Raw genomic sequence first — 23791 nt, forward strand, 5'->3', positions numbered from 1 at the left:
TTCACTTAAATCTTAATCAAGCAATGTGAAGATCTATTGAAAAGCAAGGTCGAGTCATTCAAAAGGTCGAAAAAATCAGTCGCAGATGATTATTCAAAGCATGAGTTAAACTTATATCGAAGTCTTACGTTTCTGCTTGAGAATGGTTTGGTCTAAGCTACTCGAAAACTCACGTTTATCACGCTCAGAAATTGGTGGTGGTCCACCTGTTTGTACACCTGCACCGCGCAAAGTATCCATAAAATCACGTAAATGTAAGCGAGCTTTGACGTTGGCTGAAGTATACACTTCTCCACGTGGATGAATTGCCACACCACCCTTTTCAATAACCTGTGCCGCTAAAGGGATATCCTGAGTAATCACAATATCATGCTCCCCCATACGATCAACAATTTCTTGGTCAGCTTGATCTGCACCCGACATTGCTTGAATTGAGTTGATCCGTACAGACGGCGTAATACCTACAGGCTGGTTTGCAACAAAAGTAACTTCCAATTGATAACGGTCTGATGCACGTAAGATCACTTCACGAAGAATTTTAGGTAAAGCATCTGCATCGACCCAAAGTTTAAATGGCAGCACACAACATCTCTGATAAAGATTTTTCAATATTTTAACAAAATGCCGCTTCGCTGTCCTATGCATATTCTTTTATTTATCGCGAAAATCTTTAACAACTTCGAGATCCAATCAAACTTTGCATCTCGCTTTTGGTGATTAAAAGTACAATTTAGGGCGTGGTTTATGGCAATTGAGTTTAATATTCTGGTTTTTCTTATGATTTTACATTTCAGGACTTGAAATCTAGCAATCATCCTCGATTTAATAGCATAAGAGAGGCATTTAAAATCGTGAAAATGAACAATCAAAACAGACCTGAAACAATTATCATAGAAGATCAGAATTTTGGTAGCCATGTCGAACATTGGAGTCTATTGACTGAAAATCCAACGTCCGAAGTGCCCAAATGGTTAGGTTTGGCTTTGGATGCACCAGTGATGCCCATGGGGCTTTGTTCAAAAGAATGCGATATGGATGTATCAACTTGGTTAATCCAAGGTCCAAGCGGTTCTTCTGTACAGCTCTGTCAAGTGATTGATGTTGAGAATAACAAACCTAAAGCTGTAAAAACGGCTTTCCCAAGTTTTGAAAGTCCCTATCAATTAAATGCTTCTATTGACCGTATTATTACCTGTAAAACCAATACTCAAGCAGTACTTAGCTTAAAAGTAGGAACAAATAGTGTAGTTTATGCATTTGACAGTTTGTACAGTGTAAACGGCCATCAATATTTGCAAGATCAACAATATAAAGTTCAACTGAATGCATGGGCCTATGAACTTGAAAAAGTTTCTGACCATGAACAAATCATTGTTGATGATCCTGCTTCAATCAAACACCATCGTGCGTTAAACGATATTCTTTCACAAAATAATGGTATTGCACCTGAAAACCTTCAAGAGCAAATTGATGCATGGGAAGCGAAGTCAGAAGATGATAAAGCGCCTGTTACTGTTGATTTTTCTAAAATGGTGGCATACCTCTATGGAGAAACCCTAGGGCAAGAGGATGAGGCTTGGTTTCAAGGTAAAGTGGTCGGTAAAACTCAAATGCAGTTTATGCAACAAGACTATACCCTTTATGATGTGACTTTAATTCTTGAAGAGAACCAACCCGCAATCTTAGTCCGTATCGCAACCAAGGATCCTGCTTTCAAAAATTTTGAAATTGGACAATATATTCGCGGTAATATCTGGATTCAAGCAAACATTTATTCTGCTGCTTGATTCAAAAAACACATAATCAGCATGATGGAAAACCCGTCATGCTTTTTTATTACATGTTTTGTAACATTTCTATTATATCTAAATAGAACCTCGCATTTTTTATCTTTTTGAATTCAAATTTACCAGTTATCCACAGTTTAAATTCAAACTTAAATAATCAGGCCTTTTTAAAACTATTTAAGTTGAAGAATATCGCCTGTTTATTTAAATAATAAATACATTCCCCTATTTGAAAAATCCCAAGAAAACGAATTCAAAAATAAATTTAAAAACAGCAGCTTAAGTATAAAAATTAAACCAATAAATATCATGATCTTGTTAAAAAATAGACTTCATTTTTATACTTAAATCGGATTATTTTCCATATAAAGACTGAAAATCAACCAAGTTATCCACAATGTATCCACAAAATCATGATTATAAATTCATAATATTTTTATTGATCGGGAGATAATAAAAGCCACAACATATTAATAATGTAATTTAGCACTTTATTTAACCAGTCAATTATGTTAAAAATACGACGAACCAATAGGATTTAAACAATAATTTAAAAATCTAGGCTCAGTAATGAAAATTATACCTGAACAATCGACTAGTCTAATCAATCAAGTTAGTGGTTTTCACTTACGCTTGGATAAAGGAGCCTGCTGCTTTTTTGTTCTGGGTATGTTTTTAGCTGCAATGATGATCCATATATTAGGCATATTCCCAACGACTTAATGTTTTACGACATTTATCTCACATAAAAAAATCCCTCACTCTGGAGGGATTTTTTTATGTCTAGGGCTTTACCTGTTTATTCAATCAAAGGAGAAAATTAGGTCCTGATCGACCACAACAAATCATTTAAATGTTTTGAAGTGAGATTAGCCGTTACGTTGAGCAAAGTCATCCATAAAGTTGACAAGTGCTTGTACGCCGTCCAAAGGTACAGCGTTATAAATACTTGCTCGCATACCACCCACTGAACGATGACCCGCAAGATTGAGCAAATGATTTTCTTCAGCTTCTTTCAAGAATAATTTATCCAATGCTTCATCTGCCAAAGTAAACGGTACATTCATGATTGAACGGTTTGGAAGTGCGATCGGGTTATTATAAAAATCACTAGAATCAATATAACCATATAGCAATTTAGATTTTTCAAGGTTGGTTTTATACATTGCGTCTACACCGCCCTGCTCAAGTAACCATTCAAAAACCAAACCAGATAAATACCAAGCATAAGTTGCTGGCGTATTCACCATAGAATCATTCTTCGCTTGTGAACCATATTTTAACAAGCTTGGAATTTCAGGTTTTGCTTGATCCAATAAATCATCACGCACGATCACAAGGGTTAAACCTGCTGGGCCAATATTCTTTTGTGCTCCAGCATAGATCAAACCAAACTTAGATACGTCTAATGGTGCAGATAAAATACTTGATGAAAAATCAGAAACTAAAGGTTTATCTGTTTCTGGAATATTGGCAAATTGAATACCACCAATTGTTTCATTTTCAGCATAATGGACATAAGCCGCATCGTCTGACAAGTTCCATGTACTTTGCTCAGAAATTGCAAGCTTTCCATTTATGCTTGTTGCCGCTTCAACGATATTGATATCGCCATAACGTTGCGCTTCTTTAGTGGCTTTTTCTGACCAAATCCCAGTATGGATATAATCAGCTTTAGAATTTTTACCCAATAAATTGAGTGGAATTGCAGAAAACTGAAGTGATGCACCACCTTGTAAGAACAATACTTTATAGTTCTCTGGAATGTTCATCAATTTACGTAAATCTGCTTCTGCTTTTTCAGCGACAGCCACATAGTCTTTGCTACGATGGCTCATTTCCATGATGGATAAGCCTTTACCGTGCCAATCCAATAACTCAGCCTGAGCTTTTTCTAAAACGGCAGTAGGTAATGCAGCAGGACCAGCACAGAAATTGTACGCGCGCATGATTTTTCCCTTTTTAAAAGTGAAACGAATGAAATAGGCGCATTTAACCACAAATCGACCTTTCATGCAGTAGCTTTGTCAGTCAATATTTCAATATGTTTAGAGATTTAGAGTTGATAATTCAATTAACTATCGATATTGAGAGAAGCAAAATATTATAGCTAGACTGCTCACGGATATTTTAATCATCATCCTGAAATAATGACTTATTGCCAACATGCTTTTCTAGCTGACTGCACAAGGCTAGAGCATCCGTTGCTCATATTCATATACGGATAAAACTCAATTTATAAACTTAACTCAGTTATAATTTATCCAGCTTAAACTTTATTCATTGGTAGATGTTAAATGCCAGCATCAAATCATCAGGATTGGATTCGCACAGCATCGGAAACAGATCGATTTGAACGTATCGAAGCTTTTTTTAATGATCATGCCTATGAACCACATCGGCATGATACCTATGCCATTGGTCGCACACTTTCAGGCGTTCAAAGTTTTCATTATCAAGGTGTCATGCAACATAGCCAGCAAGGTATGACGATGGTGCTGCATCCTGATGAAAAACATGATGGTGAATCAGGTACACAAGACGGTTTCCGCTATCGTATGGTGTATATAGAACCTGCAAAAATTCAATCTATTTTAAAGGGTAAACCACTACCTTTTATCGAACACGGGATCAGCACAGATCCTCGATTATTTAAAGCCACCAATACTTTTCTACAAAGCATTGAAAATCATATGGAAGTCTTGGAAGAAGAAGATGCGCTGTATGATCTGGCCATGGCTTTAAATGAAATTTCTGTTCAACCATTATCACAACGACTGAGTTTTGATTATCGTGCAGCAGAACAAGCTCGAGAATTTATTCATGCTGTATCTGAACGAAATATCAGCTTAGATGATTTAGAAAAAAATATTGGACGCGACCGTTGGAGTTTATCGCGCGACTTCCGCTTATTGTTTGGAACCAGCCCACATCGTTATTTAACCATGCGTAGGCTGGAAAAAGTTAAAATCAATTTAATCAAAGGGGCTTCTTTGGTTGCGGCTGCAACAGATGCAGGGTTTTATGATCAAAGCCATATGACCCGACATTTTAAACAAGCGTTTGGGCTCAGCCCTGCCCATTGGAAAAAGATCAATCATTTGTCTTAGGCGTAAATACACACAGATTCAGTTCAAGCTAGTGATTAATCACAGCAAATTCATTCCTACAATAAAATCGCGTAGCATTCCAAGTCCTGTAACAATCAGCATGATTGCCATAATTTTATTTAAATAATTAAACCATTTAGGATCAGAAATTTTATCCCCTAAAAACTTGCCCGCCAAAGCATATACAAATGGCGCTCCAGCAGCACCCATTGAAATAATCAAAGATACAATAAAAATCATTACGCCTGTAATTTTAGCCGCAGGATACATAATTGTCGTGACGGGTAAAATCACCAGAATCCCTTTAGGATTAAACAATTGAATTAAGAAACCATTTAAGAAGGTCAGTTGATGTTCGGCTTTTTCAGTACTTTCTAAATAGGCTATCAACATTTTAACAGCCATATAAAAGGTATACACCGCCCCGACCAAAGAAATATAGTGTAGCCAGTTGTGAGGAATAACAGCCTCACCAACATAGCCCAAAGTCAGAAATAGAAATAACATTGCACAACCCACCCCAATGAAAAAACCGATGGACTGTTTAAGCTGCCCAAGCAGTCCTGAATTCAATCCAATGAAATTTACAGGACCGGGGCTATACATCACACTCAAGGTATAAAGAAAGATTTCCACAACAACACTCAACTTTGATCTAAACGAATTTCAGAAGATCAAAGTAAGTCTGTGGAAATGTTTTGTATTGTACGTTTGTGCAGAACTAAACTTTATTTTCTACATAGCGTGCAAAATTATCTAAAATTGCTTGCCAACCTGCTTGCTGTTGCTCAATCGGATAGATCGTTTCAGGATCAAAACTAATCCTCACCACAACAGCATCATTTTTTTGTTCAAAGTGAACTTCAGCATTTCGCTCGCCAAAAGAATAGGCAATTTTTTTATGGGGATTAATTTCAGTATATGTACCCGAAAAATCAAAGCCCATACTGCCATCTTTGGCTTCCATACGATTTGAGAATTGTCCACCTACACGTAAATCATTTTTAGAATTGACCGTGTGCCAATCCGCTGAAGCGGTATTCCATTGCTGTATATCCTCTGGATTATTATAAATGTCCCAAACCAATTCGATTGGTGCTGTGACCACGGACTCAACGGTAATTCTTGCCATTTTTATTCTCCATAGATCTATTTTGAGATTCAATTTATTGATTGAATTATCATGATTTTGATTATAATTTAATCGGATTTATACTGATTATCGAAACTACAAAAACCACACATATTAAAGTATACATTTAGATTATTTATTCTAGTCATTCAAGGTTAGAATAGTCTCAAATTTAAACAAATGCTGATGATTTTTCAGATGAAATTTAAAACTTGCTATTCACTTAAAGCATTATCAAAATTGATACAAGTAAGCAGTTTTGCAGCCTTCAATACGGCCTTTGTATCTGTCACCTTTGCTGAAAATCTAAGCTATGTGCAAGCAGAACAATATTTACTTGAAAATTCTTATACCACCCAAGCCAATCAAGCACTCAATCAAGCGTCTAAACTTCAAGCAGAGGCTGTCAAAAATATTGGTCTACCTCGCATCGATTTAAATGTACGTGCCTATAAGTTTCATACTGAAACAGATATTCCGCTAAATGGGGTCAAAAATAATCTGGAACAGACGCTTTCACAAGGGGTGAATGATCGGGTTGATCAATGGCAATCTGAACAGAACATTCCATCAAATATCACAGATCCTTTAAAACAAGGACTAAACCAAGGAATTCATAGTGGTATTGGCTTAATTCCAGATACAGCCAATGTTGTCCTTGAAGATGAAGTAGTTCGCCCTACAGTTTCTGTGATGATGCCAATTTATACTGGCGGGATTACCTCGACAACAAAACAAATTGCCAATTTAAAAGTTGAACGTAGTCAACTCGATACTAAACAACAGCAAGATACACAACGTTTTGAAGTGATTCAGGCGTATTTTAATGTGCAATTACAACAACAGCTGTTCAATGCCAGTCAATTCAATCTAAGTGCAATGCAACAACACTATGACAATTCACTCAAACTTGAAAAACAGGGATTTATTAGCAAAGGACAGCGCATGCAATTTGAAGTTGCGCGCAATAATGCCCAGCGTTCAGAACAAAATGCGTCAGCAAATTTACAAGCCAGTCAGTTCCAACTTCAAAATTTATTGCATAAATCCAAAATTGATCAACTGACGACACCCTTATTTGTCAATCGTCAGCAAAACCAATCACTCAACCAACTCCTTGCTTCTTATCCTGAAACTTCAAGCCTGGTTCGAAAAATGCAAATGGATACTCAGCTTGCCAATCAGAATGTCAAAATACAGAGCGCCGCAAAAAAACCAACCCTTTTTGCGTTTGGGGAATATAGTTTAGATCAAAACCAAAACTGGATTGTGGGTGTTGCTGCTCGCTACAACCTATTTTCAGGGATTGATAAAAACAAAAATGTCCAAGCCGCTGAATTACAAAGATATGCAACAGAGCTTATGACAGCGCGCACCCAACAAGAGATTGAGAATATTATCTACAAATCCTATAGTGAACTCGCCACAGCACAGCAGTCCAATCAATTACTGCAACAAAATGAACAAGCAGTGTTAGAGAATTTAAGAATCCAACAATTATCATTTAAAGAAGATATGGGCACCGCCACTCAAGTCATCGATGCACAGAATCAACTCAGCCTACTCAAAACCGAAAAAGCACTCAATGCATATAAATACGTGCTCTCTCTAGCAACTTTGCTACAAAGCCATGGTTCTATTGAACAATTCAAAGACTATGTCAATCAAACTAATACAGATTATATTCGTTAAGATGGAGCATAAAATGACAAAACAACATGACCATCACAATGGAAAAAATGATTCATCTTCAACTTCAAAAACTGATGCAAACTCAGATATTTCATCAAATGAAAATTTAGTCCATCCAGAAATGAATACACAAAACAATTCAGATCCGACTGCTTTATCTGATGCAGCTGTAGCGCAACAACCTACAGCCGATCAAATTGAAGCTGAAAAAGACACACCAATCAAAGATTCGGCACAGGAACAAAGTGCTGCGACAAACATCAACAACGATCAAAAAACATCTAAAAAGAAAACAATTCTGGTCATTGGCGCAATAATTTTAATTCTATTATTGGGATTGATTGCGTTTGGTCTATGGAAAAGTTATCAGCCTAAAACAGTAGATGTTCAAGGACGTGTTGAAGCTGAAACATTACATGTCAGCACTAAAGTTCCAAGTCGGATAGAAGGCATCTTTGTCAGCGATGGTCAAAAAATTGAAAAAGGACAACTGTTAGTTACTCTAAGTAGTCCAGAAATTGCTGCCAAAAAACAACAAGCGCTGGCAAGTTTACAATCCGCCTTAGCCTTACAATCGACGGCAGACAGAGGTTCTCAACAAGAAAACATTGATACCTTATATGCCAATTGGCAAAGTGTAAAAGCGCAAGAAAATCTTGCAAAAATGACCTATCAACGTGGTGCTAACCTCTTTGCACAAGGGGTAATTTCACGTCAACGCCGTGATGAAATGCATGCCGCTGCACAATCAGCCACTCAAATGAGTGAAGCCGCTTATCAGCAATATGCACGAGCAAAACGTGGCAGTACCGCTGAACAAAAATCTGGGGCTGATGCACAAGTCGAGATTGCAAAAGCCGCTGTTGCGGAAGCCAATGCTTTAGAGGCAGAAACCAAACTATATTCTCCTGTAAACGGCACAGTATCTAAAACTTATGGTAAACCCTCAGAACTGGTGGCTATTGGTGTCCCTGTTGTAAGTATTATTCAAGATGAAGAAAATTGGGTCAGCTTAAATGTCCGTGAAGATCAATACACCCAAGTTTATCAAGCAAAAAACTTAGATGGTTTTATACCCGCACTCAATAAAACAGTGTCATTTAACATCAAAAATATAGATGCTGAGGGTGAGTTTGCAACTATTAAAACCACACGTCAGACAGGTGGATATGATATTCGTAGTTTTAAAGTCAAGCTTACACCCGCTGAAGCCGTGCCTGAATTAAAAGTAGGCATGAGTGTGATCTTTAAATTAAAAGAGAGCCAATAAGCATGTGGACGGGCATGTTAAGAGAGCTTCAATATTTGCTCAAGCATAAATGGGATTTATGCTTAGTCACACTTGCCCCGCTCTTTGTGATTATTTTATTCAGTAGTATGTTTTATGCAGGAAAAGCTGAACATTTACCGATTGCAATTATTGATCAAGATCAAAGTGAACTCAGTCGCAATATAGAAAAGTATCTTAGTCATAATCACACGCTTTCAATCTACACTGTATCAGACAATCCCAATGAAGTTGAACATCTGCTCAATCAGACCAAGATTTGGGGATATGTGCATATTCCAGCAGGTGCTGAACAACGTATGGTTCAAGCACAAGATGCACAGATCAGTATTGCTTTTAATCAGTCCTATTTTAGTATTGGCAATGGGATCTCTTCAGCGATGCTTCTCTCTACGGTTGAAGCGATTGCTGATTTTGCAAAGAATTCATATTTTGAAAATAAAATCCCTTATGCTGAACTTTCCACCGCAAATATTAAAATTTCTCCCCTGTTCAATCCGAATCTCAGTTATGAGTTCTATTTAGAACCCTTTATGATTCCAGCAATTTTGCACTTATTGCTGTGTTGTTGTGTAGCCTTTGCTGTGGGTCAAGAATTGAAATACGGCACTTTAAATCAATGGATCCAAGACAAATCTGTATTGAATGCACTTTTAGCAAAAAATATGGTCTATGTGTTAATTTTCTGTTTTTGGACTTGGGTATGGTTGTTTTGGCTAGTGGTGATCCGAGGTTGGTTCATTGCTGGCAGTCTATGGATAATTTTACTTGGACAGTTCTTACTTTATTCAGCCTATGCACTGATCAGTAGTACAGTCGTTCTCGCAACTAGAAATTTATCTAAAACTTTTGGATTTATTGCAGTTTATGGTGGCTCTTCACTAAGTTTTGCAGGCGTAACGCTTCCCTTGAATAATGCACCAATTTTTACCAAATTTTGGGCCAACATTATTCCTTATACACCTTATGCGAAATTACAAACTGAACAATGGGTTGTTGGCAGTCCTAGTTTTATTTCGATGGTTCCTTTAGCTATCCTTGCCGCATATTGTATTTTCTATTTTGCATTATCAAGTTTACTCCTCAATAAAAATTTGAAGGGAGCAAAACATGATTAAATTCTTTAAAAAACTCGCTCGATACTATGTAGACACTTTTAAAAATATTGGGAAAAACTCGTCTATTTTGACCACCATGGTGCTTTCAGTATTTTTTTATAGCATTTTTTATCCCACAGCCTATAAAGCGCAAACGGCTGAAAGCTTGCCTATTATTATTGTAGATGAAGAACAAAGCTATCTGAGTAATACCATCATTACTGAAGTTGCCAAAAGTCCCAATGTAAAAATTACTGAAATTACTGGAAATTTTGAACAAGCAAAACGTATGGTTCAAGAGCAGAAAGCCGATGGTATTTTATTATTACCTGAGAACCTATCCAATAGTGTGGTTCGAGGTGAGGCTGGTGGTATTGGTTTATATTTAAGCAGTGCTTATTTTCTTAAAACCAAACAGATTGGTTTAGGCTTAGCCACTGCAATTGAAAATGCGGTTGCAGAACAAGCCGAAAGGTTTGGCAAAATTTCACATTTCCAAGTCGCGCTTCCGATCCATCAAATTCCGTTGTTTAACACACTTTCAGGATATGGCAGTTATATCTTTCCTGCAATTGCACCGCTGATTATCCATCAGACTATTGTTCTGGGCTTGTGCATGTTGATTGCTGGGTATCGTGAGCAACGATGGCGAGCCACAACCGCTGAATTTTTTGGAATCTATCTAGCAGCACTCACGATTGGCTGCCTCGGCTGCTATTATCTATTTGGTTTCACTTACTGGATCAATGACTACCCAAGAGGTGGCAATTTCTGGGGCATGCTGTTTTCTGTTCCGATTTTTATTAGTTGCGTGATTACAATGGCAATGCTTTTAGCCAGCTATCTAGATATTTCAGAACGTGCTGGACATCTGATCGTTTTCACCTCAATTCCATTATTTTTACTCTCAGGTGCAGCTTGGCCCCTGCAAGCAATGCCGACTTGGATGCAGTATTTTGCTCACCTCTTCCCGTCTACTCAAGGAATTAACTTATTTATTCAGTTAAATCAAATGGGTGTACCGATTCAGGTGGTTATTCCTAAGTTAATTTATCTCGTGTGCTTAACAGGAGTTTTGATGATATGGGCATATATACGCCTGACCAAAACACATAAAAAATAAGAATAATTGTGTGAAATTTAATTTATATAATGAATTAAAATTAACAATAAAATCGAATATTTTAATCAAACTGAACTATTTTTAATCATTTGAACGCATTTTTGATAAAAAAGTTAGTACTGCTGACGCAAATAGCGTCAGAATAGGCCATTTTCGAAATACTCTGAATACTCAGAATCTCCCACCCTAAGGCACCCACATGCTTTAGCGGGATTTCTTTTGTGTTTTTTTGATAGAGTTTTCCTTTTCGCCAAAATCTGAATTTTAAGGGCTCAGTATGAAGAAAATGAAAATTAGCCTCGCTTGGCAAATTGTTATTGCGCTCTTCTTAGGTATTCTTGTTGGTGCTTTTTTGCACAACGCACCTGAAATTCGCGGTGACATCATTGCAAACTTTTTACAACCATTGGGTAAGATTTTCATCAATCTGATCAAAATGATTGTAATTCCACTTGTGCTTTCCATGCTGATTTTAGGAATTGCCAATGCGGGTGACAGTAAAAGTGTCGGTAAACTTGGTTTTAAAACCATTGTTTATTTTGAGATTATTACGACAGTTGCAATTATTGTAGGCTTAGTTGCTGCCAATGTATTCCAACCTGGTGCAGGCATTGATATGTCTACACTGACAACCTCTGATATTTCGCAATATAAAGAAACGACACAGGAAGTCAGCCATGAAGCTCATGGCTTAGTGAATACAGTTCTTTCACTTATCCCACCGAATATTTTTGCTGCAATGGGTGATGGGCACATGTTGCCGATTATTTTCTTTGCAGTCATTTTCGGTATTGGTCTAGGTTCATTGTCTAAAGAAACCAAGCAACCGTTAATTGACGTGTTAAAAGCTGTTTCTGAAACAATGTTCAAAGTAACGCACATGATCATGATGTTTGCACCGTTTGGTGTATTCGGCTTGATCGCAGCGACTGTTGCAAACTTTGGTTTTAGTTCATTATTACCGTTAATTAAACTAGCCGTTTTAGTTTATGGGGCAATTCTGTTCTTTATCTTTATTGTGCTTGGTTTTGTGGCTAGATTCTGTGGTTTCAGTATCTGGACAATTATCAAAATCTTAAAAGATGAACTTATTCTGGCCTACTCCACTGCAAGCTCTGAAACCGTTTTACCACGTATGATGGAAAAAATGGAAGCTTATGGTGCACCTAAATCAATTACCAGTTTTGTTGTTCCTATCGGTTATTCATTTAACTTAGATGGTTCAACACTCTATCAAAGTATTGCTGCCATCTTTATTGCGCAACTTTACGGTATTGATTTAACCATCACTCAACAGCTTGTTTTGGTCTTGACCCTGATGATTACGTCTAAGGGTATCGCAGGCGTTCCTGGCGTGTCTTTCGTGGTTCTATTGGCAACTTTAGGCAGCGTGGGTATCCCACTAGAAGGCTTAGCATTTATTGCGGGTATTGACCGTATTTTAGATATGGCTCGTACTGTATTGAATGTGATTGGTAATGCACTTGCTGTTCTCGTGATTAGTAAATGGGAAGGTAAGTTCGATACTGAAAAACAAAAATCTTATAATTTTGATGCCACACATTAATTTTTAAGATCAAAAAAACCACCTTCGGGTGGTTTTTTTGTAGATGCTTGACTGAGATCACCTCCCTTTTAGACTGCATTCAATTCCACCAATCGCTCAAAAGATTGAATATATGATATGCAGAATAATTAACCTTCTAGCATTGATAAGGGTACTGTTTTAATGGCGTTTTACCTTTCTTTAAAATGATTTTAATCTGCGCTTTTTTATCTACATCGACAAATTCTTGTGTGATATAGCCATCTTTTGCAAGGCATAAATTCCAATCGTACACTTGCACCCCATGAATCATTAAGCTTTCAACTTTCCATTGGGCCTGTTTTTCAAAATTCACTATCCCCAATTTGTTTGTGAACTTTTCATCATATTGATCATCTATTTTTGCTGGATGTACTGCCGTTACTAACACGACTTTTACATCAGAAATTGCTACTCCCTGCTCATTTACAACAGTCACAGTCACTTGAGGCTTCTGTGTTTTATATATCGGATAACAACTACTTAAAGAAATCAGGATTGGTACTAGAAATATGCTTCTTTTCATAAACTCATCTATTTAAAAATTTTTTGATTTTTCTAAATTAATTTTGACATGTGGGAAATTATAGTCACCTTATTCTAAGTGTATTGTTCTGGCATTTTTGATTCACTTTTGGATCTTCCAATCTTTCTAAATGTATATCAAAAATACTTTTATCTGAAATACTGTAATATTGCTTTTTATAGCCTTGTTTAGATACACAGAGCGACCATGTATACTTTCTATCCAACCCCATATTCAGTGCAAAAGATCTATTGATATCAAAATACGCTTTGCCATTTTTAGTATATTGAGTCTTGTAGTTTTTGATCGTTTTACCCTCTTTAACTGTCGTCGTTAAAACGACATAAGCAAGATCCACCATTTTCCCTTCAGAATCTTTTACAGTTACTTCAATTTCAGGTATAGTTTTTTCTATATATGGATAACATGCGCTAAGTGAAAACAGTATTGGTATTAGAAATATAAATCTATTCATTCATTTACCTTGTATAGCCACAGCTCAATTTTGAGTTTCCTTGTGGTGTTTCATCTAAAGCGTTCTCAATATTCCAATCATCACCCACAACCTTACGTAAATGATAGAGCACCGTTGTCGGTGTACCCTTAAATACAAAATAGTAACCATTGGATTGAGTTTTACCCGATTTATATTTTTGTAATGCAATTTTGATCAGTTGTGATCCAAAAACATTACTATCTACTGCTAAGTCATCCTGTTCAGTATGTGCAGTTTTATAATAGCGATAACCTTGCACACCATAATATGTATTATTACCAACAATCATCGTCTGTTTAGATTTATTCAGCTTTACATTTTTCTGCCCATCACGGCTAAAATCTTGTAAAAGTACAGCTATTTTACTTTCAGGATGTTTAAAAAGTGCATAACAATTGATCGCTTTAGTATCGATAAGCGTGTCTATCTGAATATTCTGAGCATTTACCAATTGCGTAAAAATCAAACCGACTATTAGTAAACTTATTTTATTTATATTCTGAAACTGTTTCATAGGTTATTTTCCAGCAGTCGTTTGCGAAAGCAATAAGTTTTATAAGGACTCTAAAGTCACGATTAGGTCATTTATTTTTATGAAAAAAAATTATAAAAATTCATAATAGACTTCTTTCATAAGTCCTTTTTAAAACCATAAATCAACATAAAAGCACCCTCATCCTAACCTTCTCCCATAGGGAGAAGGAGCTTTCAATTCCAATATAATTCACTTCACATGATCATTTTTTGATTCATGAAATATCTTTAATACACAAAAACCACAATAAAGTGGCTTTTGTTATTAGCATCTAAAATTATCAATCAGAGAATGTACTCGCATCTTTAGCTATGCAATTAAATATGCACTGAGAATAATCAGCATTTGTACAACTAAAATAACACTAAACCATTTCCAGCCTTTTTGGCGAAGGATGACCTTATCTGCTGTTGAATAATTGACTGTTCTTATCATTTTATCACCTCATTCTTGCTACATCATGGAACATTTTTGGGGCAAAACATTGGTCTTTTAATAGACAATGTATAACATGCAAGAAATAAACCAAAGTTAAAACTGTAACTAAAATTATCTTATACCCATCAATATAATTAACTTGATATAAATCAATTCATTTTAATGTTGCATTATTTAATCCTACATAGTGCCACTATCCCGTGGCAGCATAAATCTTACCTTTGAGTGGAGGCGATAGAAATATTGATCAGTTTAAAACAAAAAAGCCCCTTACGGGGCTTTTACAATTCATTGGTCTAGATCTAATTAACCAATAAACTTACGTGCATTACGGAACATACGTAACCATGCACCATCTTCTGTCCACTCTTCAGGTTTCCAAGAATGTTGAATTGCACGGAAATTACGTTCAGGATGCGGCATCATAATCGTTGCACGACCATCTTTTGAGGTCACCCCAGAAATCGCCTCAGGAGAGCCATTCGGGTTCAATGGGTATTGTTGAGTTGCATTACCCAAGCTGTCTACATAACGTAAAATTACTTGATTACCCGCATTTAACGCAGCAAAGTTTTCAGCAGAAGTTTCTGCACGACCTTCACCATGTGCAACAGCGATTGGTAAAATAGAGCCTTCCATACCTTCTAGAAGAATCGATGGAGATTTCTCAACTTTCACATTCACAACACGTGCTTCAAATACTTCTGAAGTATTACGGCGGAAACGTGGCCAGTTGTCTGCACCTGGAATAAGTGGTGCAAGCTGAGCCAACATTTGACAACCATTACAAATACCCACAGAGAAAGTATTGTCACGGTTAAAGAATTTCTCAAATTGATCACGAAGTTTAGGATTAAACAGTACAGACTTGGCCCAACCACCACCAGCACCTAAAACATCGCCATAAGAGAAACCACCACAAGCAACCAGCCCTTCAAAGTCGTCTAAATCTACACGACCTGAAAGTAAATCACTCATGTGAACATCAACAGTATTAAAACCAACTTTATCGAATGCCGCAGCCATTTCAACATGACCATTCACGCCTTGTTCACGTAAAATCATCATGTTTGGACGGCGTTCATTGATATATGGTGCTTCAACAGGCTCATTTAAATCAAAAGTTGGTAATGCAATTATACCTTTATGGTTTTTATCACCAATTAATGCAAATTCTGAATCAGCGGTTTCTACGTTATCACGTAAACGTTGAATTTGATGAGACACTTCAGTCCAAGCTTGTTGCAATTCAGCACGATCAAGTACCAAACCGTTCACTGACAATTTATCAGAATCATTGACAGTACCAACAACGCGAATCGCTTCTTTTAAACTTGAAGTTGCAACTTCATCTGTCAAACTTGCCCAGTCTGCTTTAGAAATTTGCAATACTGCACCAATTTCTTCGGCAAATAAGCTTTCAGTAGATTGATCTTCAAGTGCTACACCTAAGCGTGAAGCAAACATCATTTCAGCAACAGTTGCCAATAAGCCACCATCACCGATGTCATGATACGCCATGATCAAACCGCGATTATTCCAATCTTGAACCAATGCAAAGAACGCTTTGAACTCATCAAAGTTATCAACATCAGGTGTAACAGAACCAATTGCCTTATACACTTGTGCAAGGATCGAACCGCCTAAACGGAACTGACCTTTAGATAAATCAATACGTACCAGAACTGAATCTTCATTTTTCAATTCAGGTGTCAATGTTTTACGAACATCCAACACAGGTGCAAATGCAGTGATGACACCAGACATTGGTGAAGTCACAGATTTATCTTCGCCTTCGTCATTCCAAGTTGTACGCATTGACAATGAGTCTTTACCCACTGGAATTGCAATACCCAATGCTGGACACATTTCCATACCGATGGCTTTTACACCTTCGAATAATGCTTGATCTTCACCTTTTTGACCTGCGGCCGCCATCCAGTTAGCAGACAGTTTAATATCACTGATCTGTTCAATATTGGCACACATGATATTGGTGATAGACTCAGCCACGGCCAAACGTGCCGAAGCAGCAGGATTTAACAATGCAACAGGAGGACGCTCACCCATTGCCATTGCTTCACCGGTATAGCCTTGTAAGCTTGTTGTGGTTACCGCAGCATCCGCAACTGGCACTTGCCAGCGGCCCACCATCTGATCACGCGATACCATACCCGTGATTGAACGGTCACCAATGGTGATTAGGAATGATTTTGAAGCCACTGTCGGGTTTTTCAATACACGGAAGATCGCATCTTTTAAATCAACTTTAGATGCATCAAACTCATCACCTTTACGTTGAATCGTTTCGTATGTACGACTCATACGTGGCGTACCACCAAGCATGACTTGCATTGGCATATCCACTGCTTTGTTTTCAAACAATGGATCGTTTACAGTTAATTGACGTGCTTCAGTCGCTTCACCCAATACCGCAAATGGGCAACGTTCACGTGCACAAATCGATTCAAATAACTCTAATGATTCTGGTTTGATGGCAAGTACATAACGTTCTTGCGCTTCATTTGACCAGATTTCCATTGGCGACATGCCAGGTTCAAGCGATGGGATTTTACGAAGATCAAGAGTTGCACCCAATTCGTGATCATTCACAAGTTCAGGCATTGCATTGGAAACACCACCCGCCCCCACATCATGTACAGATACGATCGGGTTAAAGTCTTCCATTCTCCAACATGCATCAATCACTTCCTGACAACGACGCTCCATTTCTGGGTTTTCACGTTGTACAGAAGCAAAATCTAGTTTTTCACCCAATTTACCGCTATCTACAGAAGAAGCTGCACCACCGCCCAAACCAATGAGCATCGCAGGACCACCCAGTACAATCAGTAAATCGCCTGGCTGAATTGCATCTTTTTCAACATGGTCAGGACGGATATTCCCGTAACCACCTGCAATCATAATCGGTTTATGGAAACCTTTTACTTCGCCATTAACATTTTGCTCAAAAGTACGGAAGTAACCATTTAACGCAGGGCGACCAAACTCGTTGTTAAATGCTGCACCACCTAAAGGACCATCAATCATGATCTGAAGTGGTGATGCCATACGAAATGGTTTACCGTAGTTTTCTTCCCAAGGCTGTTCAAAACCGGGAATATTAAGGTTAGAAACCGTAAAGCCCGTTAAACCCGCTTTTGGTTTACCACCACGGCCTGTTGCACCTTCATCCCGAATTTCACCACCAGAACCTGTCGCAGCACCTGCAAATGGAGCAATTGCGGTTGGATGGTTATGGGTTTCCACTTTCATAAGAATGTGGGCAGCTTGGCTCTTATATTTATAAATATGGTGACCCGTGGCTTCATCTTTTTTCGGATAGAAACGCTGTGTGTCAAAACCAACAATTACAGAAGCATTATCTTTATATGCTGACAAAACATCTGTAGGTGATTCTTTATAGGTATTTTTAATCATTTGGAACAATGATAATGGTTGTTTTTCACCATCAATTGTCCACTCTGAACCAAAGATTTTATGACGACAATGTTCTGAGTTTGCTTGAGCAAACATCATCAACTCGATGTCGTGTGGGTTACGCCCCATCTTATTAAATGCAGCGGTTAAATAGTCAATTTCTTCATCTGACAAGGCAAAGCCAAATTCAGAGTTTGCTTTAACCAGTGCATCTTTGCCTTGTCCCAAAATATCAATTGAGTTTAAAGGCTTAGGCTCAGTTTCAGAGAATAAAGCTGTTGCGTCATCAATTTTATTGAAAACGCTTTCTGTCATACGGTCATGTAAAATTTGTTTTACTTCATCAGAGATTTCAGAAATCCCCTTTAAAGTAAACAAAACACCGCGTTCTAAGCGGTGTACAGGTGTATTACAGTTGGCAAAAATATCGGTTGCCTTAGATGACCACGGTGAAATTGTACCGACACGTGGCGTGACTAAAATCTGGACTTCGTCACTTGCAGCCTGACGAACTTCAAACGATGCGCCATCGTTTAAAAGCTGTAAAGCAGATTGCTGTTGTTGCTCGTTGAGCGTTTGGTCGAAAAGGTAAACCCATTGGCTTTCTATTGATTGAACAGAACTGATCGACGCAAGGCGTGTTAATAGTTGTGTTTGCTTAAAAGAAGAGTGTGCAGGTGCACCGGCAACGATAAACATGCTGTTTTTGGCTCCACGGGCAGGTTTTGGCAACCTACCTCAATGTGACTTGAAGAGAGCGCATATTCTACTGTGAAAGCAAGATTTCAGCTAGTCATATCCCACTTAAAAAACGCTGAAATCTTGGTTTTAAATATCCGATTTACTTTGACTTTCGTCTTTAAACATGATTCGTAACAATTGAATTATTGAGCTGTATAATGAAACTCACCCGTTTTAGGATCTTCTTTCGCAATGATTCCGCTTTTTTGATAAAAGACTTTTCCACAAGAAATCTCAGGATCGATTTCACCATCAATATCATAGGATAATCGGACATTGATATGTTCCAAATATGGGTTTTGAGATACAGAGTCAATGAAAAATACATCTAAACTTTCCATGTTATAGCACACATAGATTTTTTCAGGATGCGAGTTTTTATTCAGATCAATTGTATAGGTATGATCTGCATTTTGAGTCATTCGATCGAGTTTGAGAGCAACCGCATTGACCAAATCACCACTTTTATTGATCGCATAAGCATAGTTTGCCGTGTCATTTTTATAAGCTTCATTGCAGTTTTTAATTGGTTGCCCAATTTTCACCTTGCTAGGCGTAAGATCCTCTATTGTAAATTTAGATTTTCCATTCAACATACTGCTTGGTAAGATGCTCCAATACTGTTTATTTTGCGCATTTGGATCATCTGTCCAAATACAATTATTTGTCAGATGACTATCTGGCGTTTCTTGAAAGGCAAAAGTCGCTAAAGCTTGATCTACTGGTTCAGGCTTGGCAGGAATGCTTTCTTCGATTTCAGCTTTACTCACTTCAATCTTTTTCTGTGTTTCAATTTCTTTGTTTTGATTGGATAGATTTTTATCAACTTGGTTACATCCTGACAAAAAAATTATGAATAGCAATATAAATTTATTGTTCACTGAATACCCTTCATTATTTTGCGTTACTTTGACAACATACGTTGCATAGTCGGTGAATCATAGCTATAAACCCCCAAGCTTGGATCAAATTCCACCCTATTGATTTGGTTTTTATCTTCCAATTTATAATTAGAAAAATAAAATTTATTACCTTTATATTGAATCTGTATTGGATAATATGACTGTCCTTTTACGGGTATAAAAGAAAGTTTTGAATCAAACTTGTGTGCTTTAGGTGTATAAAACATTTCTGTTGTATCCTCACTCGCATTTGAGACTAAATAGCTTCGTAGAAACTCATCCTCTTTCAAACTTAAGACATACCAATCAGAATACTTTGCTCCATTTGCTATACCATATAACCTGAAAAAACTTCCCTTTCTATCTGCGCCAATTAGCCTAATATTTGAAGCAATTTCAGGAACACTCAACTTACTTAGGGAGGTTTCAAAGCCTTCATAAGAATCGATACCTTCATAATTTATTGGTGTGCGAGTAACCAATTGATATTTGCCAGTTTCCAATTGCTTAAATAAATAAAGTTCCAATTTAGGATCTGTAATACGTATTTCTCGTCCAGCCCCATGCATTTCGAATATTTCGACTGGAAGTAAAAAACGCTTTTCCTTATTTATATTTTTGAATTGAATAGCTTTACGGGGGAAAACGACGATATTTTTCTCAATGAGTTTTTTACCATCAATACAATTACATTTTTCATAGTATTTATATTCAACAGCGGTAAATAATTTTGTATTCGAATGTGAAAATTGTGAGTCATTCATTTGTACAATATCGAAAGGATACAAGGTTTTAACTATATTCTGGAGCTCGAAATTTTCTAACTCTATCTGTTTCATCTCATCTGCATTAAATACCTGATTTTGCCCAGTTTGCTTGTGAGGATAAAACGTATAATCAATTATTGTACGTTCTTCAAATGAGCGTAGCCCTAATGCATTTTCTGTAATAGAAATTTCTTTTGAAGGATCAATAATAGGATAGTTTTCACCATGAGTATAAATTATTGGTAAGCATAAAATAAGCACAAAACTAACGAATTGATCTTTTAAACTCATCTTATATAAAGCCTATTCCTTATCATTTATAAAGCGAGACTCTAACATTTATTTTTGAAAATTCTAAACCATAGTCAAATCATAGCTAAATTGATTTGATTTCCCTGTTAGTGTTCATATAAGAATAAATCATTACCAAGACAACTTATGTCGCCCGCCCCTAGTACATTTTCAATAAATTTGGCATCATACGATTAACGAAAGAATGAATAATGATAAATGACTCAAATGCGTTGGTTAGAACTCCTTTCAACAGTTCGTTTAGGTAGTAAAAAGCAAAGTACAGAACAGGCACGAAGTCCATTTCATAAAGATTATGACCGCATTATATTTTCGCAAAGTTTTAGACAACTCAATCGTAAAACTCAAGTTCATCCACTGACCCAACATGATGGTATTCATACACGGCTCACGCACTCTTTAGAGGTGTCATGTATTGGCCGTTCTTTGGGAATGCTCGCTGCTGAAAAAATCAAAAATGAACTCCCCGTTTGGATCTCCCCAGCGGATGTAGGGGCAATTATTCAAGCTGCATGTTTAGCACATGATATCGGTAACCCACCCTTTGGACATGCTGGTGAATATGCGATTCGTGAATGGTTTGATGACGCTGCACATACAAATTTTTTACAAGATCTGAGCCCTGAACAACAAGCAGATGTACGACAGTTCGAAGGTAATGCCCAAGGTTTAAGACTGCTTACTAAAATTGACTATCATCCTCATGATGGAGGGATGCGTCTTACTTACGCAACGTTGGGAGCTTACTTAAAGTATCCTTGGCTCTCTAAGACCATCGAATCTCAAGGGAATACTCCTGCAAGCAAACGGGCTAAATTTGGCTGTTATCAAGCTGAAAAAGAAATTCTTAAACAGATTGCAGATCAACTCGGTTTAATTCAATTGGGTGAGTATCATTGGTGTCGTCATCCGCTGACGTATTTACTAGAAGCTGCTGATGACATTTGTTATGCCTTAATTGATTTAGAAGACGGTATTATTCTCAATATGCTCAGCTATGAAGAAGTTGAACCTATTTTTCTTGATTTGTTAGGAGATTATGGCGTTCCCGCTGAACTTAGTATGCCGTATATGACTTGGCAACAAAAAATTGCAGCCTTACGCGGTCGTGTCATGAAACGGCTGGTAGATGAAGTAACCACTGCTTTCGCAAAACAACATTATCAAATTTTGTCAGGACAGCTAAAAGGTTCGTTACTGCAATACTGTGCTGAGGATATTGAGATTGGGATTGATCGAGCAAAAAACCTTGCCCGTGAAAAAATATTTGAACACCCGCAAAAATCAGGTTTGGAAATTATTGCCCATCAGAGTTTACAGCATATTTTAGATGCCTTTATTCCCCTTACGACACCGAATAAAACATTAAGTTTTAAAGATGGTCGTTTACTGTCTATTTTAGAACGCTTTGGTGCACGCTTTAGTGATCATCACTATGACAATATTATGCAAGTCTTAGATATTGTGAGTAAATTTTCAGACCATCAAGCCTATAACTTAGCGCAAGAACTCCAAGGTAATAAAGTAGGATTCTTTTGATGAAACGGTTTGTAGATGATGGAATCACATTGAATAGATTTTCTCGGCAACCTATTTTAGTAGAATGTCCATTTTGTTTAAAAAATGCCACCGTCTATACGAAAAAAATTGATGATATTGATTTCGAGCAACCCTTTTTTAGTTGCCAAAATTGTTGTAAATCATTTGACCAAAAAGCCAAACAGGAAAATAACTTAGGCTATTTCTCTGGAGTTTATTTAGATATTGAAGAAACTTGTCGTTGTAAACGTGGAAAATTTCAGTTTCATCAATACTATGCAAAAAAGAGTTTTGTTCCTCAATTTATTGAATTGAATTGCAACTTTTGCCCAATTTCCAAACGGATCTATCCTAACCAATTTGATATACGCAAACAATTTAATCGCGGCTTCAATACAGATCCTTATTTTGGTTATTGCCTAACACTATGTGTAGCAACAAGAAATGGACTTGTTTTCGCCTATAATCAAGAACATATTAACTGTTTAAAAGATTATATTTCTGCAAACCTTAGACAAAGAACTTATTTAAATACCAATAAAACCTATTTTAATCGTTTACCTGCTTGGATAAAATCTGCCCGAAATCGCAAAGAAATTCTTAAAGCAATTTTGCGTTTAGAGCAAATGGCATCTACTATTCAACCATTAACAAATAAGTGAACAAACTCAATGATCGGATGTCTTATTGGTGAAGTCTTAGCTTTAGAAGCACCTACCGTACTTTTAAATGTAAATGGCGTGGGTTATGAGATCGACACGCCACTCTCAACATTTTGCCAATTACAAAAAGGTCAAAAAGTTACCTTATGGACACATTTAGCCGTCCGTGAAGATGCTCAATTGCTGTATGGCTTCTCTAACGCCCAAGAAAAAACTATCTTTCGCACCCTGCTAAAAGTGAATGGTGTCGGTCCTAAAATGGCTTTAGGTATTTTGTCTACACTGAGTGTAGAAATGTTGGTACATACTGTTGAGAATGGTGATGTTAAAACCTTAGTTAAAGTCCCTGGCGTTGGTGCGAAAACAGCCGAACGTTTAATGATTGAACTTCGTGATCGCTTTAAAGCCTTCGCTACAGGTACCACACCGAGTAATTCGACTTCAACTCAAATACAATTTACGGGTAATTCTGCTGTTGCAGAAGCTGAAGCGGCATTGCAATCTTTAGGTTATAAACCTTTGGAAGCACAAAAACTGATTAATGCCGTGAAAGCAGACTATACTGAAGCAAGCGACATTATCCGTGCTGCACTTAAATCCATGAATAAATAAGACAGA

Annotated in this window: 21 protein-coding genes; 10 read left to right on the plus strand and 11 right to left on the minus strand. The window is 37.2% G+C overall.

Annotation, left to right across the window (positions count from 1 at the left end; translation table 11 throughout):
• Nucleotides 1-111 precede the first annotated feature (111 nt).
• On the minus strand, nt 112-582 hold the full coding sequence (locus F981_RS18540; protein ID WP_004724361.1) for a YaiI/YqxD family protein: 471 nt from the start codon (nt 580-582) through the stop codon (nt 112-114).
• A 275-nt stretch (nt 583-857) separates the two neighbouring features.
• Between F981_RS18540 and F981_RS18545 the strand changes: the two genes are divergently transcribed.
• The gene (locus F981_RS18545; protein ID WP_004724362.1) at nt 858-1787 is read left to right on the plus strand and encodes a hypothetical protein; all 930 of its coding nucleotides are present in this window, start codon (nt 858-860) and stop codon (nt 1785-1787) included.
• 869 nt (nt 1788-2656) lie between these two features.
• On the opposite strand, the gene serC is transcribed toward F981_RS18545, so the two are convergent.
• Nucleotides 2657-3736, minus strand: a complete 1080-nt coding sequence (serC, locus tag F981_RS18550) for a 3-phosphoserine/phosphohydroxythreonine transaminase (protein ID WP_004724366.1) — start codon at nt 3734-3736, stop codon at nt 2657-2659.
• A 348-nt stretch (nt 3737-4084) separates the two neighbouring features.
• On the opposite strand from serC, the gene F981_RS18555 reads away from it, so the two are divergent.
• Nucleotides 4085-4897, plus strand: a complete 813-nt coding sequence (locus F981_RS18555; RefSeq protein WP_004724368.1) for an AraC family transcriptional regulator — start codon at nt 4085-4087, stop codon at nt 4895-4897.
• 39 nt (nt 4898-4936) lie between these two features.
• Here the strand turns inward: F981_RS18555 and F981_RS18560 are convergent, their stop codons facing one another.
• Entirely contained in the window at nt 4937-5533 is a 597-nt protein-coding gene (locus F981_RS18560; RefSeq protein ID WP_004724369.1) for a LysE family translocator, read from the minus strand.
• Nucleotides 5534-5618: 85 nt separating this feature from the next.
• A complete protein-coding gene (locus tag F981_RS18565; protein ID WP_004724371.1) occupies nt 5619-6029 on the minus strand; it encodes an SRPBCC domain-containing protein in 411 nt (136 codons plus the stop codon).
• 198 nt (nt 6030-6227) lie between these two features.
• On the opposite strand from F981_RS18565, the gene F981_RS18570 reads away from it, so the two are divergent.
• From F981_RS18570 to gltP, 5 genes are all read left to right on the plus strand, one after another.
• The gene (locus tag F981_RS18570) at nt 6228-7721 is read left to right on the plus strand and encodes a TolC family protein (RefSeq protein ID WP_004724372.1); all 1494 of its coding nucleotides are present in this window, start codon (nt 6228-6230) and stop codon (nt 7719-7721) included.
• Between the two features lie 13 nt (nt 7722-7734).
• A complete protein-coding gene (locus F981_RS18575; RefSeq protein WP_004724375.1) occupies nt 7735-8991 on the plus strand; it encodes an HlyD family secretion protein in 1257 nt (418 codons plus the stop codon).
• 2 nt (nt 8992-8993) lie between these two features.
• Nucleotides 8994-10127 (plus strand): ABC transporter permease, encoded by a 1134-nt coding sequence (locus F981_RS18580; RefSeq protein WP_004724376.1) that lies wholly within the window; start codon nt 8994-8996, stop codon nt 10125-10127.
• Entirely contained in the window at nt 10120-11229 is a 1110-nt protein-coding gene (locus F981_RS18585; protein WP_004724379.1) for an ABC transporter permease, read from the plus strand. Before F981_RS18580 ends, F981_RS18585 begins: the two co-directional genes overlap by 8 nt.
• A 277-nt stretch (nt 11230-11506) precedes the next feature.
• Nucleotides 11507-12796: a glutamate/aspartate:proton symporter GltP gene (gene gltP, locus F981_RS18590; RefSeq protein ID WP_004724381.1), complete on the plus strand. Its 1290-nt coding sequence runs from the start codon at nt 11507-11509 to the stop codon at nt 12794-12796.
• Nucleotides 12797-12932: 136 nt separating this feature from the next.
• Here gltP and F981_RS18595 read toward each other — a convergent pair whose 3' ends face one another.
• From F981_RS18595 to F981_RS18620, 7 genes are all read right to left on the minus strand, one after another.
• Nucleotides 12933-13340: a hypothetical protein gene (locus F981_RS18595; protein WP_004724384.1), complete on the minus strand. Its 408-nt coding sequence runs from the start codon at nt 13338-13340 to the stop codon at nt 12933-12935.
• A 64-nt stretch (nt 13341-13404) separates the two neighbouring features.
• Nucleotides 13405-13815, minus strand: coding sequence for a hypothetical protein (locus F981_RS18600; RefSeq protein ID WP_004724385.1), 411 nt, complete (start codon nt 13813-13815; stop codon nt 13405-13407).
• 4 nt (nt 13816-13819) lie between these two features.
• Nucleotides 13820-14350 carry a hypothetical protein gene (locus tag F981_RS18605; protein WP_004724388.1) on the minus strand — a complete coding sequence of 177 codons (531 nt, stop codon included), beginning with the start codon at nt 14348-14350 and terminating at the stop codon, nt 13820-13822.
• Nucleotides 14351-14680: 330 nt separating this feature from the next.
• Nucleotides 14681-14806, minus strand: a complete 126-nt coding sequence (locus tag F981_RS24345; RefSeq protein WP_004724391.1) for a KGW motif small protein — start codon at nt 14804-14806, stop codon at nt 14681-14683.
• A 309-nt stretch (nt 14807-15115) separates the two neighbouring features.
• Nucleotides 15116-18949 carry a phosphoribosylformylglycinamidine synthase gene (gene purL, locus F981_RS18610; protein WP_016539648.1) on the minus strand — a complete coding sequence of 1278 codons (3834 nt, stop codon included), beginning with the start codon at nt 18947-18949 and terminating at the stop codon, nt 15116-15118.
• A 185-nt stretch (nt 18950-19134) separates the two neighbouring features.
• Complete coding sequence (locus F981_RS18615; protein ID WP_004724396.1) at nt 19135-19872, minus strand: hypothetical protein; 738 nt, start codon at nt 19870-19872, stop codon at nt 19135-19137.
• A 23-nt stretch (nt 19873-19895) separates the two neighbouring features.
• Nucleotides 19896-20951, minus strand: a complete 1056-nt coding sequence (locus F981_RS18620) for a hypothetical protein (protein WP_004724397.1) — start codon at nt 20949-20951, stop codon at nt 19896-19898.
• Between the two features lie 219 nt (nt 20952-21170).
• Between F981_RS18620 and F981_RS18625 the strand changes: the two genes are divergently transcribed.
• Genes F981_RS18625 through ruvA form a run of 3 tightly spaced genes read left to right on the plus strand, consistent with a single transcriptional unit; the run spans nt 21171 to nt 23785 of the window.
• Complete coding sequence (locus F981_RS18625) at nt 21171-22511, plus strand: deoxyguanosinetriphosphate triphosphohydrolase (protein ID WP_004724400.1); 1341 nt, start codon at nt 21171-21173, stop codon at nt 22509-22511.
• Nucleotides 22511-23173: a hypothetical protein gene (locus F981_RS18630; RefSeq protein ID WP_004724401.1), complete on the plus strand. Its 663-nt coding sequence runs from the start codon at nt 22511-22513 to the stop codon at nt 23171-23173. Before F981_RS18625 ends, F981_RS18630 begins: the two co-directional genes overlap by 1 nt.
• A gap of 9 nt (nt 23174-23182) precedes the next feature.
• Nucleotides 23183-23785 (plus strand): Holliday junction branch migration protein RuvA, encoded by a 603-nt coding sequence (ruvA, locus tag F981_RS18635; RefSeq protein WP_004724404.1) that lies wholly within the window; start codon nt 23183-23185, stop codon nt 23783-23785.
• Nucleotides 23786-23791: the final 6 nt, after the last annotated feature.

It is taken from the genome of Acinetobacter guillouiae CIP 63.46 (assembly GCF_000368145.1).
Classification (GTDB): Bacteria; Pseudomonadota; Gammaproteobacteria; order Pseudomonadales; family Moraxellaceae; genus Acinetobacter; species Acinetobacter guillouiae.

Coding starts and splice junctions, on each gene's coding strand:
- F981_RS18595 (WP_004724384.1), bottom strand. CDS start 13,340: ATGAAAAGAAGCATATTTCTAGTACCAATCCTGATTTCTTTAAGTAGT.
- F981_RS18630 (WP_004724401.1), top strand. CDS start 22,511: ATGAAACGGTTTGTAGATGATGGAATCACATTGAATAGATTTTCTCGG.
- F981_RS18565 (WP_004724371.1), bottom strand. CDS start 6,029: ATGGCAAGAATTACCGTTGAGTCCGTGGTCACAGCACCAATCGAATTG.
- F981_RS18620 (WP_004724397.1), bottom strand. CDS start 20,951: ATGAGTTTAAAAGATCAATTCGTTAGTTTTGTGCTTATTTTATGCTTA.
- F981_RS18625 (WP_004724400.1), top strand. CDS start 21,171: ATGACTCAAATGCGTTGGTTAGAACTCCTTTCAACAGTTCGTTTAGGT.
- serC (WP_004724366.1), bottom strand. CDS start 3,736: ATGCGCGCGTACAATTTCTGTGCTGGTCCTGCTGCATTACCTACTGCC.
- F981_RS18580 (WP_004724376.1), top strand. CDS start 8,994: ATGTGGACGGGCATGTTAAGAGAGCTTCAATATTTGCTCAAGCATAAA.
- F981_RS18545 (WP_004724362.1), top strand. CDS start 858: ATGAACAATCAAAACAGACCTGAAACAATTATCATAGAAGATCAGAAT.
- gltP (WP_004724381.1), top strand. CDS start 11,507: ATGAAGAAAATGAAAATTAGCCTCGCTTGGCAAATTGTTATTGCGCTC.
- F981_RS18600 (WP_004724385.1), bottom strand. CDS start 13,815: ATGAATAGATTTATATTTCTAATACCAATACTGTTTTCACTTAGCGCA.
- F981_RS18585 (WP_004724379.1), top strand. CDS start 10,120: ATGATTAAATTCTTTAAAAAACTCGCTCGATACTATGTAGACACTTTT.
- F981_RS18575 (WP_004724375.1), top strand. CDS start 7,735: ATGACAAAACAACATGACCATCACAATGGAAAAAATGATTCATCTTCA.
- F981_RS18555 (WP_004724368.1), top strand. CDS start 4,085: ATGCCAGCATCAAATCATCAGGATTGGATTCGCACAGCATCGGAAACA.
- purL (WP_016539648.1), bottom strand. CDS start 18,949: ATGTTTATCGTTGCCGGTGCACCTGCACACTCTTCTTTTAAGCAAACA.
- F981_RS18605 (WP_004724388.1), bottom strand. CDS start 14,350: ATGAAACAGTTTCAGAATATAAATAAAATAAGTTTACTAATAGTCGGT.
- ruvA (WP_004724404.1), top strand. CDS start 23,183: ATGATCGGATGTCTTATTGGTGAAGTCTTAGCTTTAGAAGCACCTACC.
- F981_RS24345 (WP_004724391.1), bottom strand. CDS start 14,806: ATGATAAGAACAGTCAATTATTCAACAGCAGATAAGGTCATCCTTCGC.
- F981_RS18570 (WP_004724372.1), top strand. CDS start 6,228: ATGAAATTTAAAACTTGCTATTCACTTAAAGCATTATCAAAATTGATA.